The organism is Alistipes sp. AF14-19 (genome assembly GCF_003461645.1).
GTDB lineage: Bacteria > Bacteroidota > Bacteroidia > Bacteroidales > Rikenellaceae > Alistipes > Alistipes shahii.
Genome location: NZ_QTXM01000028.1, coordinates 1 through 21,186, shown reverse-complemented (window position 1 = coordinate 21,186; position 21,186 = coordinate 1). Strand labels below are relative to the sequence as shown.

Below are 21,186 nucleotides of genomic sequence, written 5' to 3'. Positions count from 1 at the left end.
CCTGACGCCATGAAACCGATACTTTGGATATGCGCCAGTATCCTGCTGACATTGGCCGCCGTGCTCGGAGCGTTTCACCTCTTCTACGATTACGAATACCACAAAATCCGTCCGTTGTGCGGAGCATGGCATTCGACGCTCGACGACACGCGGCTGGTGATCGAGCCGTGCGGTGATAAATTCCGCATCACCATCACGCACCGCAGCACGTCCGAAACGCACCTCCTATACTACAAGGATTGCGTCTATTATACGGCCTACGGCGGATGCCGGGTCGATCTCTTTTACACGCCCCCGGCCGATGCACTGCTCCTCGTGCCGGGCGACGCTTTCAAACGAACCTCAAAACTCAAAAACAATGAACAGTAACCAATCGACGCCTGCGTCGGCCGTAGCGGCCCTTCAGCAGGAGATCAGAACCCGCACCGAAGTTATCCGCACCTTGGCGGACCTTCGGGAACAACTCGACGCCGACCGTATCTGCGGAGCGTGGCTCTCGGCGGAAAACAACCTCTCGGCCTCGATACGCCGCATCGGCGAGGGCATGTGGCGCATCCTCGTCTTCGACCATGCGCTCTGCTACAGACGGCTCGTGCAGGACGGCATCATCGCGCTGCGCCGCCACCGTCTCTGGCTCGGGGCCGACGACGGCAACCGCGTAATCTACGACGCGGCCGCCGAAACGCTCACCATCGGCTGTTACGGACGCTTCGTCGCCGAAGACAGCATCCGCTGCCGGGACGACGACGAAATCGTCGCCGCAGAACCTTTCAACGAACCGGCCGAATAATGGAGCGTCATTCAGGATTTCCGGGCTGCCCCTGCAATCAGGGGCGGCCCTTCGGCAGACGCTGCCCGCAGTCACACATTTCTAAATCCGACGGCTATGGAATGGAAAGATAAGATCGCGCGGCTATTCCGCCGCAAGCCGGACTGGAAAAAGGAGCATCGACGCACGCTCATTGCACGTCATGCTGAAAACCTGCTCCGGGAACGGGATATACGCAGTATGACGGATCTCGTGCGACGGCACCGGAAATCGGATCTGACCATTGCCGGAATCGGACTGACAATGAATACAGCGACATCCCGCTTTCTCAGGACGCCCGAAGATGCGGCGGGAAAAGATATGCTGGAGCTGATGGATGCCCTGCGCAGGACATCGTTTGCGAAAAAGATCGGGCGCCGCCTCGCGGATGTTCCGGCAGACACCGCCCACTCCCTGCACGGCCTGCTGGCCATGCACACCTTTCTCTTGGATGCTTATCTGGAGCAGCATCCCGACAGCAAGCTCCAGCAGCCTCCGATGGACGAGGTGCAGGCAGCAGCGCATATCGTAGACCGGCAGTTCCGCGCCGAGACATTCCGCGAGCTGCGCCATCTGGCAGAAACGAGAGGACGTTATATGCCCTCCTGTTACGTCGTACGCCTCTACGACTGGGACGCCGACATGGGCCGGTTGCAGAAGATGCGCGGGCGGCTGGACGGCCCGGCATGTCCGGAAGCTCCGCAGCAGGTTCAGCAGCTTCGGGAGCGAATCTGGAAGACCGAGAACCGTATGGTGCGGGAAGCCGAAAAGGTGCTGGAGAGCGATCCGGAAATTCCCCTGCGGCAAACCTACATCGAGAAACTCGATGCCGAGTTGCAGACCTTAGGATGGTTAGCACGCTTCCCGGAAAAAGTCGATAGCCCTTATATCAACCGGCAGCTGCTCGACAAATACGGTATCGAGCCGGGCATCCCCCGCGAAGAGCAGTCCCGGCAGGCCGAAAAAGCCTTCCGCGAGCTGGACGCACGGCTCGTACGCATGACCGGACGGCAGTCCTACGCCGACGATCTGTTCGAGTCCCTGCGACGGAAAGGGCCGAAGCCGGAGAAACATGCCTCCGGAGTGCGGCAGAAAGAGATCGATTCTACAAGGAAAGAGCAAACCGGACAACCGGCTTCGGGTCGGCGGATAAAGCGGTGATGCCCGTCTTCGGGTGAATATCCTCAATAACACAATCAATTCAAGCATGAAACAGAAAATTATCCTGCTGTGTCTGTGCCTCTTCTGCACGGGCCGCAGCACATACGCCCAGTGGGTCGTCTCGGATCCCACGAACCTCGCGCAGGGCATCGTCAACTCCACCAAGCAGGTCGTCGAAGCCGCCAAGAACGGCCAGACCATGTTGCAAAGTTTTCAGGAAACCGTGAAGATTTATGAGCAGGGGAAGCGATACTACGACGCCCTGAAATCCGTCAGCAACCTCGTCCGCTCGGCCCGCAAGGTGCAGCAGTGCATCCTGCTCGTGGGCGAAATCTCGGACATCTATGTAGACGGGTATCGCCGCATGGTCGGCGACGAGAACTTCACGCCCGCGGAGCTCGCGGCCATCGCCGCAGGCTACGCCCGCATCATCGAGGAGTCGGCCGGGGAATTGAAGGAGCTGCAGGACATCGTGAACCCTACGGACATGTCCCTGACGGACAAGGACCGTATCGACGTAGTGCAGCGCGTCTACGGCGTCCTGCGGCGCCACCGCGATCTGGCACGCTACTACACGCGCAAGAACATCTCCATATCCCTGCTGCGGGCCGCCCGGAAACGGGACATGGAGGGCGTGCTCTCATTGTACGGAACCGACGAACAACGTTACTGGTAGCCGACGATGGTACACATGCTTTCCCTTACGGAGAATCTGCACACAATTCTCCGGGTGTTATACGACGATATGATGGTGCTGTGTTATCCGATGTCGCAGGTCGCAATGGCCATCGCAGGAATCGGGGCGCTACTCTACATCGCCTACCGCGTCTGGCAGTCGATGGCCCAAGCCGAACCTATCGACCTCTTTCCCCTTATGCGGCCCTTCGCCGTCGGCATCTGCATCCTATTCTTTCCGACGCTCGTGCTGGGAAGCCTGAACGGCATTCTCTCACCGCTTGTAAAGGCCACGCATTCGCTTATGGCCGGGCAGACGCTCGACATGGAACAATGGCAGGAGCGGCGTGAGCGGCTCGAACTCGAAGGCCGCGAGCAGATGCCTCCGGACAGCTACTACGCCGAGGACGAGGAGATGGAGCGCGAGCTCAGCGAGCTGGGCGTGGACGACCAGACACAGCAGACACTCGACCGCATGAACGAGGAGCGCTCCTCATGGTCGGTGAAGGGGCTCATCTTCAAAGGCTTAGCGTGGATACTCGAACTGCTCTTCGCGGCCGCGAGCGTTATCCTCGACGTGCTGAGGACTTTTTATCTGGTCGTGCTGTCGCTGCTGGGGCCGATCGCCTTCGCCATCTCCGTGTTCGACGGATTCCAGTCCACGCTGACGCAATGGCTCACGAAGTATGTCTCGATCTACCTGTGGCTGCCGATCTCGGACCTTTTCTCGGCGATCATCGCACGTCTGCAAACCCTTTCGATGCGCCACGACGCCGACCTGATGGCCGAAGGCTACAACTGGTATGTGGACTGGTCGAACAGCCTGAACCTGATCTTCATGCTCGTGGCCGTGTGCGGATACCTCTGCATCCCCTCGATCGCCTCGTGGGTCGTGCAGGCGAACGGATTCGCCGCTTATAACAAAACCGTCTCGAAGATGACCTCGCTCGTAAGCGCCGGAGCCGGATGGACGGCCGGCAAAGCATGGGCCGGGGCCAAAGGCGCCGGCTCGGCGGCATTATCGGGCGGTAAGGCCGTGGGACGCGGCATCATGAACGGCGCCCGGCTTATTTTCAGAAAATAAAATAACCCGTTATTATGGAATTCAAGTGTTTAACGAACATCGAAACATCGTTTCGGCAGCTGCGCATGTACGCGCTCGTCTTCGCCGGAGTCTGCGCCGTCGTTACCGTGGCGGCGGTCTGGATGTCCTACTCTTTCGCCGAACGGCAGCGGCAGAAGATCTACGTGCTGGACAACGGACGCTCGCTGATGGTGGCGCTCTCGCAGGACCTCGCACAGAATCGTCCCGTAGAGGCCCGTGAACATGTGCGGCGCTTCCACGAGCTCTTCTTCACCCTCTCGCCCGACAAGGCAGCCATCGAGTCCAATGTCGGACGCGCCTTGCAGATGGCCGACAAAAGCGCCTTATCCTACTACAAGGTTCTGCAGGAGAAGGGCTTCTTCAACCGCCTGATCGCGGGCAATGTTTCGCAGATGGTCAAAGTGGACAGCATCCGCTGCAATTTCGACCATTATCCTTACGAGGTTACAACCTTTGCCCGGCAGCGTATTCTGCGCGAGAGCACCGTCACGGAGCGGTCGCTCGTCACGACATGCCGTCTGGTGAACGTCTCCCGCTCGGACAACAACCCGCAGGGCTTTATGGTCGAGGCGCTGAACATCGTCGAGAACAAAGACATTGCGACCTATGACCGCTAAACCGCATTCCCTGCGCTGCCGCATCCGTTGGGTGCGGCGGTCGCTGCGGCGCCGGCACGACACGCTCGCGCCCTGCATCCGGGAACGGATCGTACTCGCGGCGCTCGTCCTGCTTCTCTTCCTTTACCTTTGGCTCCTGTTCGCAGCGGACATGGGATCGGAGTTAGAGATCGGACATCCCGAATTATTACATCTTAAACCGTAAACCATTATGACAGAAAACAAGAATCCATGCAGCGACCCTTCGGCGGAGTTCGAACGGCAGCGCAAACGCAAGGTACTGCTCTTCACGGCGATCCTCGGATGCATCTTCTTCGTCGTGCTGTGGTTCATATTCCGGCCTGCGCCCGTCAAGCCCCAAGAGGGGGCCGCGGGGATCAATACGTCGGTCCCGGACGGCAAGGCGCAGGCCACCGTCGGAGACAAACGCAAAGCCGCGGAACAGCTCCGCAGCGAGGAGCAGCAGCAGAGACGCATGATGACACTCGGCGACAACTCGTTCTCGCTGCTGGACGACGGGCTCAAACCTGCCGAGGAGCCTGCACCGGCGGACAACCCCGCACTGCGGGCCTCCGAGGCCAACCGGGCCATGCAGCGGCAGGTGCAGGGCTTCTACGCCGCTCCGCAGCGCAATGCCGAGGTCGAAGCCCTGAAAGAGCAGGTCGCAGCCCTGCAATCCCAGCTCGACGCCGAGCGGCAGCAGCCCGATCCGCTGGAACTGGCCGAGGAGCAGTACAAGCTCGCCCGGAAGTATCTCGGCGGCGGAGTGGCCGTAGATGAAGAAACTGTTGAGCCGACGAAGCAGCGGAAGGATTCGCGCCTGTCGGTCATGCGGCCCGTTCGGGAAGGTGAGGTCGAAGCCTCGACACTCGACACGCGGGCGGATTTCACCATCGAACGTAACTTGGGATTTCTCACGGCGGCAGGTGATGTCGCGCATGCCGACATTCCGACTGTCAGGGCTTGTGTCGCTCAGACGCAAATCATACGTGCCGGAAGCACCGTGCAACTGCGGTTGCTGGAAGCCGTGCGTATCGACGGAGTGACCATTCCCCGTTATACGCCGCTATACGGTCTTGCGACGATCTCCGGAATGCGGCTGCAAGTCACGGTGTCGTCCGTCGAATACGGCGGACGGATCTTCGCCGTCGAAGCCGTGGCTTACGACCTCGACGGCCAGCCGGGGCTCAACGTCCCGAACTCCCGCGAGCGGACGGCCCTCAAAGAGGCGCTGGCGTCTGTCGGGCAGACAGCCGGCACGAGCGTAAACGTCACCCGTTCGGCCGGGCAGCAGGTCCTTTCGGAGCTGGCGCGCGGAGGATTGCAGGCTTCGTCGCAGTATGTCGCCGGGAAGCTCCGCGAGGTGAAGATAACCCTCAAAGCCAACCATCAGCTATTATTGATTTCAAAAGAATAGAACACACATGAAAAGAGACCTTATTTATCTGACCCTGATTGTTTCCGCAATCTGGGCCGCACACGCTACGGCGAAGGCCGTGCAGGACGGGCCGCAGCAGATCGAACCCCGAAAGATCGAAGCGGGATTCACCAAGACTGTACACATCCTCTTCCCGTCGCCCGTCACGTATATCGACATCGGCTCGATGGACATCATAGCAGGCAAGGCCGACGGGGCCGAAAACGTCGTGCGGGTGAAGGCGGCCGTGCGGAATTTCGCAGCAGAAACAAACCTGACGGTCATCACCGAAGACGGCGGATTTTTCACGTTCGATGTCCACTATGCCGAGAACCCGGTTGTCTCGACCCTCAATCTTACAGTGCAGGAACCGCAGACGGAAGGTGTGAAGAAACCGGCTGCCGCAGACGATCCGCAGCCGACGGCTTCCGAGGGCCTGGTGCTGCTGCGCGAAGTAGGCCGCGAAAAGCCCGCAACCGTAAAACGCATGTTGAGCGACATATACCGCCAAAACCGTACGGACGTGAAGGGCATTCGTGCGAAGAAGTACGGCATTGAAGTCGAAGTGTTGGGGATTTACGTGTTCAATGACGTGATATACATTCACACCTGCATCTCGAACGACACGAACATCTCCTTCGAGGTGGATGCGCGGCGGTTCATCGTAGCGGATCGCAAACTCGCCAAGCGTACGGCACAACAGCAGACATCGCTCGAAATCCTGCGCGTATGCAACGATCCGGCAGTTGTAAGGGGGCACCAGCGTCAGCGGACGGTATTCGCGCTGCCCAAGCTTACGATCCCCGACGACAAGGTGCTTTTGCTGGAAATCGTCGAGAAAAACGGAGCCCGCCATCAGACGGTGGAGATACCCGCAGGGGAATTGTTGGATGCGAAACTCCTGTAAAGAGACAGGCGGTCGAACCCGATGCGGAAGTTTTTATGCAGCAGTGGGAATGTTTCGAATCCGTGCGGCGATCTTACAGGAGCACTTTGCAAGAGGATATTCAGACGTGGTTCCGCACGCTGCGGCTCTGAAAGGCTGTTCGTTTCCGAACAATCAGACACCCCGGTACGGTTTTCAGACCGTACCGGGGTGTCTTTCATGCAGCTTGAGGAAACTCAATATTCATCTTCGTTAAAGAGTTGTGTCTCATTTGATTATCAATCAATTATATTTCAAAGAATGATTTTTAGCCAAACAAACCACACCATCTGAGGCTATCAATGGCAAAGATATGTGTTTTTTGACAAACAAATGAAAACAAGCACAACTTTTTGCTATACACAAGGAAAAATCATTGCCCATGTTTTTTCTTTCCCTTATTTAATAGTAGTTTGTTCGTTCTAACGAACGAAATTATCAGCTAAGACTTCTAATCATATTTTCAACATGATTCATGCGAAATACATAGTCATACCTTTCTGATAAAGGTTCAAGCTCTTTTGTCAGAGTTTCAAACGAAGGTTTACCGAATAGCACAGCCAGGCTATCTACTGCTTTTTGCAAGCGTTTACCCAATATGCGTATAGTTTCAATGTGAGAAAGTCTATTAAATAAGGTCCCATATAATATTGCATATTTCATAGAACGAGACGAAACTTTATTGAAATTCTCATCTCTTTGTGCTGGAAGTTTCATTGTATTGCAAAACTTTACAAATTTTTCCAATGAGTCAAGACCAACGTTACTTATGCTCCTTTCCAAACTATCATAAAACTGTTTCTGAGAAAAGTTTCTTGATGAATAGGGTATTTGGTCAAATTTATAACGAAATTTATTAAGATAACATATCTCCATTGCAGCAAACATAGACAGAGAAAAGAAGTTTAAGTCATCTCTAGTTATAACGCCATCACCTGTAGCTTTTACCTGCTCGTATCGCTTACTTATCATCTTCTGATATTTCATTAACAAAGATGTTGATAATTCACCATAACCTTTTAACAGTTGCTTGCTGAGGAAGATATCCTCCTGTTCTTCTATTTCTCTATTATTGCTTGTTTCTGCCGAGCCTTCTTCCTCTTCATCAATGATCGCATCATCTATCGAACGAATCTTTTTTTTAATACTCTCCTCAATACATTCAATCAGTCTTGATGTACGATCTATTTGGAAAATCCTGCTACTTTTTGCATCGTCATTGTCATATTCCGAATTGTATTTTATTTCGGGCAAAGATAAATCAGATTGCCTTTTATCTTCTGATGAAACTTTAATCTTTGGAGAAACTTTTTCACCAGCATCATTAACTAAGTCCCACATTACATCAGATAGCATATCAGCAACCTCCATACCATCATATCCTTCATTCTCAATACGAGAAATGAATCTATTAAGATTACGACTCATTTTCGACGGATTTGTTGTGGCTAAGAACTCAGTCCAATTGACGAACAGCTTATTAGATATAGATTTCTTGTCTTTATCCACTAAATAACATGTATATTGAGTTTTTGCTAACTTTATATCAGTACTATATCTATTGCCTTTATCATGTTTAAGTTCACTTACAAGAGTCTCAATTCCATTGTCGATAGACAGTAGTACTCCATCAGGAATCTCCTCATTGCTATAGACATTTAATTTACCTGATTCGTAATAAGCGGATAATAGTCTTAATCGTCTTCCAGTTTCAGAAGGAGCTTCATTAGAATGTTTGGATCTATTAGTTGGCACATCTATTCTTTTCTTGGTTTTCAGACCAAGTGTAGATAGAAAATCTTGCTTTGTCGAATGATACAAGACTCCAAACTCTTCATTTATGCCTCTGTGAGTTATTGTTCCAAGTCCGGCTAATGTTGCATTTGCACTGCCAACCATACAATATTCAGCATCATTAGTCTTAAAGTGCAAAACCTTTGCATGCAATTGACGTTCATATGTTTTAAAAGCTATTTTACCCCTTTTTGTTTCGCTGAAATCATAAAAATGAATACTGCTATTTGGAAGCATTCCGCTTGGTGGCAAAGCACAATCTTGGTGAATCAAAACATTCACCGTTGAGTTCGGACAAAGTTGGGATAATGTAATCAATGATTCTCCATATTCATCAAAATATGGACTGAGAAGTGTTATAGTCTGCACCTCATTTAATGGCACTAAATTTGAAATTTGTTGTAAAATCCCAGACTGAGAATCATTATACAGTAAAGCAGCATTTAACCCTTCTTGTACCTTGCACATACTATGAGGCACAATATTGAAAGAGGAATCTAAAAATGTACAATTTTCAGGAATCTCACGAAGAATTCTATTATGATCATAGTCGTTACATTGCTTTGTAAATCGGCAGAGATACTGCCAACATTCTTCAATGAGAGGACGATGCGTCGTATCAGTCTCATCTATCATAAAACCTGTAAATGCCTCATGATTTTTTCCATGTCCTGTAACTGTTAGATTACCAGTACCAAACACAACCAATACAGCGTCATCTCCTACAAAGAAATTAATCTTAGGATGAAAAGCTCCGACAGCACTTATAGATGTAATGGAGTACTCCTTACCAATATGTCTAATATAAATAGGAGATACATATTCCATAGATTTATCCATTTGATTGGTATCGGCAAACACATTTATGCTACATACTTGCTTACGATGAAGCATGTTCAATAATTGATTATCGAAATGTATCAAATCTATGGCATAAGTAGTCAATACAGCTGAATGATATTTGCCATTTTTGCCGCCGCTAGGAATATCCAATAATATTGCATGCTCATTCTTTTCCATAATTCTCAATGAATTGTGATGCTATCTCAGTTAGTGTATTATCTTCATCAAGATAACCCATGTCTTGTAAAAAATTAAATAGAGAATTAATACGCGGCGATGTTTCAACGGGATACCGTTGCTCTACTAGAACAATCCGTCCATCCTCAAGAATAAATTTTCTTAGGTCTGAATTATTCTTTCCCATTTTAGCAATAGCAACCACAGTATGTTCCTGCATTATTTGTACTATCAGAGATTCTATAAAGCTAGATATAGAGAATGACAGGTAACGCTCCATATAAGATCTTAACCCTTCACTGAGTATGCCTCGCTGACGTTTCAAATCATTTTTTTTCTCAAACTCCTCTATTTCTTTTGAGTTATTCTCAAATTCAGTATAAAGTCTCAACAGGAGTCTTATCGCATGTACTGCTGCAGAAATATAATCTTGTTTGCTGACGTAATCCCTTAACTCATCATAGATTATATTTATATTATCACTCACATTTTTCCTCCATTCGTCAAGAGAGTTATAATTCATCTCTTTCTCTATAACCGACAATAAAGATTGTTTAATATCTTGAGAAAGTAGTGCAATTGGAGGATTGTGCAATTCATGAATTTTGTAAAGTATTAAGCAGAAGAACAAGTCAATACAATAATGTAGACCTTCACATAAATAATAGAAATACCACCCAAATGCGGCATGCAAATTACCGTCTTCAGTTATATGCAAAAAACGATTCTTTACAAACTCTTGAATCTCTACGCCTTTTGAAATATCATTTAGGAGCAAAAAGATTGTTTCTCTTCGCAAGGAAGAGTCCTCGTCACTTTTCGTAAGCAAATTATTCAAGAACAGCCATTCCTCAGAGCCTACATTTATGCGATGTATAGCTAAAGATTGTAAGTCTTCTATTGCTTCTTCTTTAAGACTTCCATCCAGAATACATTTAAGAAATAATTTCCGGATGTTTTCATCAATACTATTTCTGACAGCATCAGCTAGCTCTTTTCCTTTGTTACGAAGATAGAATCTGCCTTCTTCAATTTTTACAAGTTCATAATAAATAAGAGAACCAAGATAGTACTGGCCAAAAGCTCCACTTTTGAATGTCCAGTACTTATCTTTAGATTCATAATCAGCACCATCTGCAATATCATAAATACCATCCTCTATTTGCTTATATCTACCTTGTGAAACAAACAAAGCTCCAACCACAGAACCAACATTTTGTTCCTTCATAATTAGTGCCATTGCCAACTCTGCACGACGTATAAAATTATATTGATGCAGAGATGTTTGACCAGCAACTTCAAATTTGTCATATTCACTAAGTAGCCAACAATAAAGGCTGTAATAGCGGATGTGACGGGTTAGATTGGTGAGCCCAGGTAACAATTTGCTATAGGTTGCAATTGAACTGTTCTGGATTCCCAATGGGTCACGTCCACCTTTGAAGCCATCGTTCGATGCCCAAAATACATTTGTGATTTCAGATTGCTTGTATTGTGCCATTGTACAACAGAATGAACAAAATACTAATAGTACATCTCAATATATTGGTATGCACGTTCAAATACATCATTGTCTTTTATCTGATACTTAACCCAAAGGATAGCGCGTAGTTTCTTTTTAATTTCTCTACGGGCTGTAACACTTTGGAATGCATCATTAAATTGACGTACAATGTTAACCACCTCATTATCTATATCATTTACAACTTGCTCAACGATAATTGGGGTTTCTTCAGTCTTAATACTTTGGAAAAGGTCTGTTAAGGCAGCACGAGCTTTTGCTCTTTTATCCTGGGACTCATCCTTTTTCTTTTCTTCTTCAAGCAAGTCTTTTGCTAATGCAAGAAGTTGTTTCAAGAAATCAATACTACTGATTAGATTTTGTTCCATTCGTTCACGTAGTTCATCCAATTTTTCTGCAAATTTCTTGAAGTTAGGATCACCTTTATGCTCGCCCAATCTCAATCGAAGCATTTTCTCTACTTCAACAATCTTCTTCTCACGTGCTTTTTCATCTTCAAGGACTGCATCTATCACATCGGCATCAACTACCAAATCCTCTAGTGGAGTACCAATGTCAATAGTTTCAATGTTGCGATGTATAATCTCAATGGTCTTAGCTCCAAGCAAAGTCCAGATAAGATTACCACCACTTACAGGACGTACACTTTGATACACCTGAGCCAACCAAGTATAATCATTTTGGAATTCGGCCAAACAAGCATCGGGAGAAACTATCTCCCACGCTTTATTGAGGCGGGCAAAGTGGCGTCCAAAGTTTGTCTTCACACCATCATCTTTTAAGCATTGTTGAGCAGCAGTAAGCCCCTCCCATCCACCAATAGTTCTATCTACGCCAGGGAAGAACTCAATACATTGTTGCATGAATGTAGGTATAAGACTTTTGATTTCATCGATATTCTGAACAATGGTCTTAACCGTCTCTTCATCAAAAGCAAGACTCTTAGCAACATCCTCAAATACACCAACAAAATCAACAATCAACCCACATTTCTTATTTTCATTGTAGGTACGATTGGTTCTGCAAATGGCCTGCAACAAAGTATGATTCTTCATTGGTTTGTCCAAATACATACACTGGAGTATAGGTGCGTCAAAGCCAGTTAACAGTTTACTTGTCACGATGACAAATTTCAGCGGAGACAATGGGTCTCTGAACTGGTCAAGCAATTTCTTTTCCTCATCGCGACTACGCTTATACGCCTTATATTCATCTGCTTTATCTCCAGCAGTATGCATTACAATTGTTGTTTGGTCATCTGTGCCAAGAAGAGCATCCAAAGCCTTTTTATACTTGACGCAACATTCTCTATTGTAAACAACAACCTGAGCTTTCATGCCTGTTGGCTTCACATACTCTCTGAAATGAGAGACAATATACTTACAAACGTCATTGATTCTTTTTTCAGCGGTAAAGAATGCATCAACGCTTGTTCTTCTTACCAATTCGTTCTTGTCTTCCTCGCTAATTTGGTCGGTAAGCTCATCAAACTCCTTTTGCAACTTAGCATCGTCCAAATGCATTTCGACTGGAACAGTCTTGAAATTAAGTTCAAGAGTGGCCCCATCTGCTACTGAGTTTTGGAATGTATATTTTGATATGTATCCGTATTTATCCTCCTCGGCTCCAAAACATGCAAATGTATTATGGTCATTACGGTTGATTGGCGTACCTGTTAATCCAAAGAAGAACGCATTTGGCAATGCTGTGCGCATCTTTTTACCCAAATCTCCTTCTTGGGTTCTATGAGCTTCGTCCATCAAGAGGATGATATTGTCACGTTCATCAATTACCTCACCATCATTCAAATCACCGAACTTAAAGATAGTGGTAATCAAAATCTTTCTTTGATGGATCTTTTCCTCCAGTTCTTGTTTGGATGATATGCTATCAATGTTAGGTATTTCTGCACGTGTGAAATCGCCGGTAATTTGGTCTTCCAAATCAATTCTATCGTCCACAATCACAACTGTTGGTGCTTTTAGCACTTCCTGACGACGAAGTTTTTGAGCCGCAAATACCATCAACCACGACTTACCAGAACCCTGGAAATGCCAAATCAAACCTTTACGAGGACCAGAGCCCTTTGTATATGTTGACAAAACACGTTGAACAATAGCTTCGCCACCCAAATATTGTTGGTAACGACATACAATTTTAATTTTCCTACCTCCTGAGGTTCCTGTAAAAACAGAATAGAAGCGATATATATCCAATAGTCTTTCAGGAGTCATCAATGATACATAGTTATGCTCAACATCTTCCAATGTACCATGCTTACGCTCCTCATCAGCAAACCAAGGACCCCATTTGTCAATAGGACATCCGATACCTGCATACTGTAATTCTCTTCCTTCGCTTGCAAAGGTTAGAATATTCGGAACAAACATTTCAGGGATACTCTTCTGGTAATGCATAATATCAGTAGCACCATCAGCCCATGTTACAGACGCCTTAACAGGAGTCTTTGCTTCACCGATAACCATAGGTATACCATTGATAACATATACAAGGTCTAAACGCTTGCCTCCCTCCTTACTCTTTCTCGGATACTCCCACTGATTAGTCACTATGCAACGATTCTTATATTCATCATCCTTGCCTGCAAAGAAACGAATGTTGATATTATCGCCATTGTCCCCAAATGGGTATGAGTTCTCTTCAAACAGCAACTTGCGGAACTTATCATTGGCTGTAATTAGTTCATCAGAAGCTCCTCCACTTGTAATACAAGCTCGAAGTTTATATATAACCTGTTCTGCTTGTTCAGCAGTAATAGGATTCAATGCCAACAATGCCTCCATGAGCCATTCTACAACAAGAACTTCATCAGGAAGTCTCGGAACAAACTGCGGTTCCACATATATCCAACCGCATTGTCCTGCCGCATTAATGAGCATTTGCTCAACCGTATTTTCTTCGTTAAAGTATGCCATATGTTATTATATTTTTGTTTCTAATTGTAATATTCTGATTTATCGGCTTGTTCTGCAATTTCTACAAATTTGCGCTGAAGGCAAATTGGAGGAAGTGGTATAGAACAATTTCTAGCATCTCCCTGCGGTATAAATGGCTGTGCTCCACCTCTCCTTGGCCAAAAATCCTTTTCCCTTGTTGCAAAATAAAGGAAACGATTATCTAGATCATCAAAAGTTGACCAAAAGCGAATCGTATTTTTTATACATGACCACTTACCACTTGCAAACCATGTTTTTCCGCAATCGGCACCTATAGCAGATAGGACAATTCCTTCGCAATCATAATCATAATGATCAAGCTTTCCATCAGGTCCGCTAGCACTATATGCAAGATAACCCTCTGTTACATAACTATTCTTAGTAGTATTTGTGTCTCCCCAAGTGAGGTCAGTATAGTCCCCAAGTTTAATCAGAGGATATTCATCACCTTCAAACATCTCGAAAAATTGCGATTTGCAACCAACAAATTCTGATTTATCGGCTTGTTCTGCAATTGTAACAAACGCTTTCTGATCCTCATCTGATGCATTTGGAATGCCGATTTCCAAATATTTACTCATGTTGAGATTCTGAATTCCTGTCGTCTTGCTTCCCATGCTTCTGATTGCAGTTCTATTTGTCTGATAGAAGTAGTATAATGCATAGAATGCAAACCTTGGATCAACGTCTTTGAATCTCAAAACCTGCGTGAAGTTATTGCACAAAAACAAGTTATCTTCTTCAAATAGCACAACTCTACCCACCGGATTATCAGCAGTTCCACCTGATCTTTCAAGTATGGTATCGTACTTTTTAATTTGCTTTCTAACTACCTTCCTATCTTCAATGCTGCGGGTAACAACATCTGCAAGATTCAGCTTTCCTGAGTTTGTGAAGTTTGTAGTACGTATAACCTTTACTCCATTACCATCCTTATCTTCAGTACCCCATTCACCAGGAAAAGAATCATCAATATAATCTTTTACAGGAGTAGTTTCCATGCCATAAAATATCTCGATAAATTGCGACATACTAACCAATGAATTTATGATGAGACAATTTAACATTATTCTGATTAACCATTGCATATTGCAACGTCGTATCGAGACTCTGATGACCAAGCAGGTGTTGGACTTGCTCTATAGGCATGCCCTTATCTATTGCCATTGTTGCTAATGTGCGACGAAACTTGTGTGGATGCACCTTGGGTATATTCAAATCTTTCCCCATCTGACGCAGTCTAATCTCCACACCGCTAATCTGCAATCTTTCATAAGGAGCCAGGAGTGATACAAACAACGCTTCATTGCTATCTGTACGACTATTGATATATTTCTGCAAATGAATCTTTGTACGAGCATCGAAATACACCTTACGCTGCTTATCACCTTTGCCGGTAACAATACATTCCCTATTGTGGTAGTCAATATCTGAGCGATTGAGCTTAACCAATTCTCCAACACGCATTCCTGTTGATGCCAATAAATCTATCAATGCCAAATCACGTGGATTTGAACAATGGTCTCGCATCAATTCAAGAGATTCATCAGTATATGTTTCCTTTACGGTTTTACCTACCTTTACTTTATGGATTCTTCGTACAGGACTCTTTACTATATAGTTTTCTTCTTCTAACCAAGAAAAGAAACTGGATAGTATTCGTCGGATATTATCTACCGTTACTTTGCTCGCGCCACTTTCGCTTTGATATGTATTTAAGTAATGTCGTAAATCGTCATTGTGATATGGATTACCTCTTTGCCCAGCTTAATCAATGCATTATTTATAGTACTGCGATAATAGGCGATTGAATTAGGAGAACATCCTTCAACTTTCTTGGCTGAGATAAAATTCTCTACCAAGATTTGATTATTACTTTCTGTATTGACAGCATCTTTTTCAGTCACGACAATGTTACGGAAGGTGTAATCAAGCACCTTACGCAACTGGGCCAACTGCTCATTATTCAATGAACTGAGCATAGCCTGTTCTATTTCGTTAATCAAGTTCTTAACCATAATCTTACTATATTATAAAGTTAGTCAATTAACGCGCGACCTAAAAGTAACTTTATCACCTAACTTAGTCACTTTTGTATAGCAAGTGACTAAGTTAAGTGACCAAGTTTATCTAATCATCCCCTTCAACTATTACTACTATTCCCATATTAAATTATTGCCTAGGATTTACTCTGCAAAAAGAAATATACTGATTAACAAGTATTTAGATATATATCTGATTTATTCTGCAAATAGTTCTATTTTTTTATTGGGAGTTTAGAAGAAGATTTTTCTATCTTTTTATCATCAGAAACCACACGACGCTCAACTTTCTTTATGTCTTCTGCAACAGGAAGTTCTTCTGGGCGGATTCCACGTTCTCCAAGCATACTTCGCACACTAACATTGTTCTGTACATGTTCACGCGTAATAGAGGATTCTCCATACAGATTTTTCTGTTCTACATTATAATTAGTCATTTCTGTTGCCAGGTTCTTTGCCGCAATAGTTAATGTTGGCAAAAAATCCGCTAATGGACGATTTGACTTAATCCCTAATCTGTGTTTCATATCTTCAGTTGTATGCCCTCCAAATAGTGCAGTATCACCTTTTGAACGAATTCTACCATATCCTTTATCATCAACTCCTCTCTGATAAATATTTTGAGATAGTTGTTTTTCGGACGAGCGCAATCGATCTCGAGCTTCAAGTCTTGATATTTCTTGGATTCGTTCTGCTATTATCTCAGCTCTTCGAGTTTGAACCGCAAAATAACCTTGAGCAAAAGCAATTTCTTCTTTTTTAGGATCTCCGTTTTGTGCAATCAAATAACAAGCATATCGGGTCAACATGAAGTCTATGACCTCACGCTGTGAACCACTACCTAAAGATACCATTTTCGTGACCTCACGAAAATGGTCATCTACATTGACATTCTGTTGTTTACATGATTCTACTGCTCTACCTATAGCAACCTGAAAATTTTCCCAACGAGCATAGCCTAATAATTTTTGCAAATCTCGCGCAAACCAAACTTCCACATTCTCACTACCGTCATCACTCTTGATGATTTGGCCAATTGCATCAAAGTTGGCTTTATGTTGATTAATTCTTTGTATATCCATAATGTATTCTATTAATTATTTATCAAACTCTTTATTACTTGGTCTATTGCCTCTATCGATTTGCGGAGTTCAAATTCTGATTTATCGGCCTGTTCGGCTATCGCTACAAACTGTTGTTGTTGTTCCATGGGAGGTAAGATGCATTCAAACTTTCGCAAACTTGTTAGCGGCATTCTTGGCATCTTTGTACCTGTTGCTATGCTATTAGCATATGTGACAAATTCATCACTCCTCAATAAATAGCTGAAGAAAGTTCTGTTCAACTTCTTTCCATTGGGGCGCAGTGGTAGCAATTCAGTTGTTGCATAACCTTTGCCATTTGGTATAACTACTTTATTGAGGTAAGGCCTTAGTTTTGAGAAGAGAACGTTCCCCTCATCAAATGGTGAAACCGAAAGCAATTCTTTACTATCAACATATACTTTTTCTATGATATGACCTGTATTGGGCTCTATCATATCAAGGTTGAGCAACCATACATTTCCTTCTTGTAAATCATTACTTGGCTTTTCTGGTGCAATCTCTTGTATTGGCTGCGTTTCCCATTTCTTATAGTTTGTCACTGGATTCCCGAACATCTCGATAAATTGCGATTTCACCATTTCTTGGGTGGCAGTGAGAAGTTTCTTATATGACTCCTTTAGTCTGTATGCAGCCCACAATTTATCTGCTAAGATACGCTGCTCTTCGATGGGGGGAAGATCGAATTCGTAGTCTTTCAGATGTTCCCACTTTACTCTAGGAGATAGACCTCCAGCTGAGCGAGAAACGGCATAATCGAAAAACTTATCATTCTGAATAATGAACGGAAGCAACAAAGGGTCTACCTTACCAGGTATAGCCTCTATCACAGTAATATCCCCAGAACAAATACCATCAAAATCAGCAATAGCGGCCTTTTTTAGATATGCTCTTCTTCGGCCAAACAAGATTTGTCCCTTCTTGAAAGTCTTCGTAAATGTATTCTCGGTGTCTACATCATATCCAGAGAACTTGATTTCTTGAGGAATAAGATGCTCTAATCCTACAATGGGGACACCCGATTTATCACCTTTATGAGTTGCCCTACTTTCTCTTGCAAATTCTTCTAATTTCATACTCATTTGCCGATTAATGTAAACATTTCAGTTATTGAAGAAGTCATCTCTGCATGAACACTCTTCCAATTGCTCAATGTTTCTGAAACTGATAAAACATTAAAGTTATTTTCATTATTCAAAGCATTGGCATATAAAGAGATATTGAGATTGTAGTTGTAATTTGCAATCTGTTCAAGAGATGCCACGGTGCTGAAATTCTGAATTTCAGAAGCATTAAAATATGCAGATACAATCTTTTCAATATGTACCTTTTCCAGATAGCTCTCTGCGTTTTTTCGTGTAACTTCCTTAAGAGCGTTGATAAAAATGATTTTGTTCTTCAAGGTGCTACGTTTCTGATTATTACATATCAGAATGCAAGCTTCCATGGGTGAATTGTAAAAAAGGTTTGCACCAAGGCCAATAACACATTCTACAACATCACTCTTTATCAGTTTTTCTCTTAAACTTTGTTCTTCATCTCTAAACAGAACACCATGAGGGAAAAGTATTGCACATCTACCTGTCTTATCATCCATAGATGCAAGGATATGCTGGAAGAAAGCGTAGTCTGCACGCCCTTGAGGTGGAGTTCCCAAGAAATTACGTCCCCACTTATCGTTCATAAAAGCTTCACGATTCCAAGTCTTAATAGAATATGGTGGATTAGCCAACACAATATCAAACTTACGCAACCTACTTCCGTCTACAAATGCAGGGTGTGCTAAGGTATCTTCACGAACAATAGAAAAGTCTTCTACACCATTCAGGTAAAGATTCATTCGGGCAATGGCGCTGGTGAGTGCATTAATCTCTTGGCCAAATACCTTTACACCTTGCCATGGTTCACCCTTTTTACGAAGAAAGTCCAAACACTTCACAAGCATACCACCCGAACCACATGTAGGGTCATAGATACTTTCACCTGGACGTGGCTGAAGAATCTCTGCCATCAAATCTACTACAGTACGATTGGTGTAAAACTCCTGTGCTGTATTGCCAGCATCGTCGGCAAACTTACCAACCAGATATTCGTAAGCCTGTCCCATTTCGTCTGCAGGGCATGCTTTAAGCGACAAATTGTATCGTGAAAAATCTTCAATCAGAGACGTTATGATATGGTCGGGCATCTTCGCCTTGTTGGTCCAGCCGTCTTTAGGGCCAAAGATTCCTTCCAAACCTCCAATCACACGACCATCTGCATGCTCGCCTGGATTGGCCTGTTCAATAGCAATAAAGGCTTCCACCAAGCGTTGGCCTACATTTTCTGTACACTCGCGTACATCACGCCAATGGGCACCATCAGGAATACGAATTACCAATTCTTGAGCTTGGGCATTGGCATACTCTATACCACCTTCGCAAACATAACCTTCAAACTGCTCATCGTACACATCAGAAATTCGTTTGAAGAATAGCAAAGGGAAAATATATTCTTTGTAACCAGCAGCATCAATCTGACCACGAAGGCGAGTGGCTGCTCCCCAAAGGAACGATTTCAAGTCTTCCAATGAAATAGGTTCATCGGGATTTCTATAATATTTTACAAGTTGTTCCATAGGGTTATAAGTTTATCAGTTTTCTAAATTCTTCTTCACATCTCTTTACCTCCTCGTATGCTGCCTTGAACTCAGCAAGCACTTCGGCATATGGACGGATTTCCTCTTTGTGATATTCCACGTATTTATTAGGAGAAAGGTCATAATCCTTGGCGGCAATAGCATCTAGAGTGACCACTTTAGCAAAGTCTTCTACATCTTCGTAGTTGATGTAAAGTTCGTAAAGGCGGTCTACATTTTCAGGAGAAAGTATATTCTGTGCACGCTTTACGGTGAGAATCTTTGTTCCATCAATCATCAGTACTCGCGCACTATGTGCAGCTGGTTTCAAGCGTCTTAATATCAAGAAACAGGGAGAAAGACCTGTGCCATAGAATAGTTTATCGCCTAATGTCACAACAGCTTCAATCAAATCGCTCTTTACCAGTTTCTCACGAATGCGGCCTTCTTCATTACCACGGAACAATACGCCTTGAGGCATAACAACCGCCATACGGCCATTGCCGGATGCCATACTTTTCACCATGTGTTGAATCCAGGCATAGTCTCCGCAAGAATCGCTGGGTGTTCCCCAAACATTACGACCATATTTATCGGATGACCATTCTACTGAACCCCATTTCTCAAGAGAGAAGGGCGGGTTAGCTATAACACAATCGAATTTAGCAATCTCTCCATTCTGCAAAATCTTAGGTGAACGAAGTGTGTCACCTTGCATGATATTAAAGTCACTGGCACCATGCAGGAACAAGTTCATCTTTGCAATGGCAGAGTTGACAACGTTCTTCTCCTGGCCGAATATACTTCCACAACAAAGACTTGAATGATTCATGTGCTGTACCGCCTCAATCAGCATACCGCCACTACCACATGCCGGGTCATAGACAGTTTCACCTGGTTTCGGATCGAGAATGCGTACAAGCAAGCTTACGACCGAACGAGGCGTATAGAATTCTCCAGCTTGAGCCTTACTGTCATCTGCAAATTTCTTTAGCAATATCTCATATGCATCACCCATTAAATCAGCCGGGTAATCATTGTTGCCCAATCGGCGGGTAGACAGATGTTCTATCAAATCACGAATCTTGCCATCAGAAAGGTTTTTCTTATCTGTCCATTTCTGTGCGCTGAACATCGACAATACACCATATAATGTATCCGGATTGGCCAACTCTATACCTCGCATTGCTCCAACAATTGCAGCACCAAGATTCTCAGAGCGTTCGCGAATATCACTCCAATGGCAACCATCTGGAATTACAAAACGATGTTGTTCAGGCAAGGATGCATACTCCTCATCGCCACCACTTTCTTCAAGCGCAGTTTGAGTTTCCTCGTCATATACATCAGATATACGCTTAAAATAGAGGATAACCCGTTGGTTGAATTAAAATAAAGCATCTTTAACAAGACCAATTTTACG

The 21,186-nt window shown here is 44.9% G+C and carries 16 protein-coding genes and 2 pseudogenes; 9 read left to right on the top strand and 9 right to left on the bottom strand.

Features of this window, described 5'->3' with window-relative positions:
• Positions 1-9: 9 nt before the first annotated feature.
• The 9 genes from DWW03_RS15320 (at position 10) to traN (ending at position 6,690) form a co-directional block, all read left to right on the top strand.
• Positions 10-369 (top strand): DUF3876 domain-containing protein, encoded by a 360-nt coding sequence (locus DWW03_RS15320; protein WP_181989635.1) that lies wholly within the window; start codon positions 10-12, stop codon positions 367-369.
• Positions 359-790, top strand: a complete 432-nt coding sequence (locus DWW03_RS15315) for a hypothetical protein (RefSeq protein WP_118406989.1) — start codon at positions 359-361, stop codon at positions 788-790. Before DWW03_RS15320 ends, DWW03_RS15315 begins: the two co-directional genes overlap by 11 nt.
• 96 nt (positions 791-886) lie before the next feature.
• Positions 887-1,969: a hypothetical protein gene (locus tag DWW03_RS15310; protein ID WP_118406988.1), complete on the top strand. Its 1,083-nt coding sequence runs from the start codon at positions 887-889 to the stop codon at positions 1,967-1,969.
• A 46-nt stretch (positions 1,970-2,015) separates the two neighbouring features.
• A complete protein-coding gene (locus tag DWW03_RS15305; protein WP_118406987.1) occupies positions 2,016-2,645 on the top strand; it encodes a DUF4141 domain-containing protein in 630 nt (209 codons plus the stop codon).
• A 6-nt stretch (positions 2,646-2,651) separates the two neighbouring features.
• A complete protein-coding gene (gene traJ / locus DWW03_RS15300) occupies positions 2,652-3,728 on the top strand; it encodes a conjugative transposon protein TraJ (protein WP_118406986.1) in 1,077 nt (358 codons plus the stop codon).
• A 14-nt stretch (positions 3,729-3,742) separates the two neighbouring features.
• A complete protein-coding gene (traK, locus tag DWW03_RS15295; RefSeq protein ID WP_087401819.1) occupies positions 3,743-4,366 on the top strand; it encodes a conjugative transposon protein TraK in 624 nt (207 codons plus the stop codon).
• Positions 4,356-4,571 carry a hypothetical protein gene (locus DWW03_RS15290; protein WP_087401817.1) on the top strand — a complete coding sequence of 72 codons (216 nt, stop codon included), beginning with the start codon at positions 4,356-4,358 and terminating at the stop codon, positions 4,569-4,571. The genes traK and DWW03_RS15290 overlap by 11 nt, the downstream gene beginning before the upstream one ends.
• Positions 4,572-4,577: 6 nt before the next feature.
• The gene (gene traM, locus DWW03_RS15285; RefSeq protein ID WP_118406985.1) at positions 4,578-5,783 is read left to right on the top strand and encodes a conjugative transposon protein TraM; all 1,206 of its coding nucleotides are present in this window, start codon (positions 4,578-4,580) and stop codon (positions 5,781-5,783) included.
• A gap of 7 nt (positions 5,784-5,790) precedes the next feature.
• Complete coding sequence (traN, locus tag DWW03_RS15280; RefSeq protein WP_118406984.1) at positions 5,791-6,690, top strand: conjugative transposon protein TraN; 900 nt, start codon at positions 5,791-5,793, stop codon at positions 6,688-6,690.
• 456 nt (positions 6,691-7,146) lie between these two features.
• Here the strand turns inward: traN and DWW03_RS15275 are convergent, their stop codons facing one another.
• The 9 genes and pseudogenes from DWW03_RS15275 to DWW03_RS15230 all read right to left on the bottom strand — a co-directional run.
• Positions 7,147-9,522 (bottom strand): hypothetical protein, encoded by a 2,376-nt coding sequence (locus DWW03_RS15275; protein ID WP_008765406.1) that lies wholly within the window; start codon positions 9,520-9,522, stop codon positions 7,147-7,149.
• The gene (locus DWW03_RS15270) at positions 9,509-11,023 is read right to left on the bottom strand and encodes a hypothetical protein (protein WP_118058501.1); all 1,515 of its coding nucleotides are present in this window, start codon (positions 11,021-11,023) and stop codon (positions 9,509-9,511) included. Before DWW03_RS15270 ends, DWW03_RS15275 begins: the two co-directional genes overlap by 14 nt.
• A gap of 23 nt (positions 11,024-11,046) precedes the next feature.
• Positions 11,047-13,980 carry a type I restriction endonuclease subunit R gene (locus DWW03_RS15265; protein ID WP_008765405.1) on the bottom strand — a complete coding sequence of 978 codons (2,934 nt, stop codon included), beginning with the start codon at positions 13,978-13,980 and terminating at the stop codon, positions 11,047-11,049.
• Between the two features lie 20 nt (positions 13,981-14,000).
• Positions 14,001-15,032 (bottom strand): restriction endonuclease subunit S, encoded by a 1,032-nt coding sequence (locus DWW03_RS16715; protein ID WP_259301999.1) that lies wholly within the window; start codon positions 15,030-15,032, stop codon positions 14,001-14,003.
• A gap of 1 nt (position 15,033) precedes the next feature.
• Positions 15,034-16,019: pseudogene (gene xerA / locus DWW03_RS15255) on the bottom strand (site-specific tyrosine recombinase/integron integrase).
• 239 nt (positions 16,020-16,258) lie between these two features.
• The gene (dinD, locus tag DWW03_RS15250) at positions 16,259-17,125 is read right to left on the bottom strand and encodes a DNA damage-inducible protein D (protein ID WP_118058508.1); all 867 of its coding nucleotides are present in this window, start codon (positions 17,123-17,125) and stop codon (positions 16,259-16,261) included.
• A gap of 11 nt (positions 17,126-17,136) precedes the next feature.
• Positions 17,137-18,222, bottom strand: a complete 1,086-nt coding sequence (locus DWW03_RS16710; RefSeq protein WP_181989633.1) for a restriction endonuclease subunit S — start codon at positions 18,220-18,222, stop codon at positions 17,137-17,139.
• A 2-nt stretch (positions 18,223-18,224) separates the two neighbouring features.
• Positions 18,225-19,763, bottom strand: coding sequence for a class I SAM-dependent DNA methyltransferase (locus DWW03_RS15235; protein WP_008765403.1), 1,539 nt, complete (start codon positions 19,761-19,763; stop codon positions 18,225-18,227).
• A gap of 4 nt (positions 19,764-19,767) precedes the next feature.
• Positions 19,768-21,135: pseudogene (locus DWW03_RS15230) on the bottom strand (N-6 DNA methylase); the annotation flags it as partial.
• Positions 21,136-21,186: the final 51 nt, after the last annotated feature.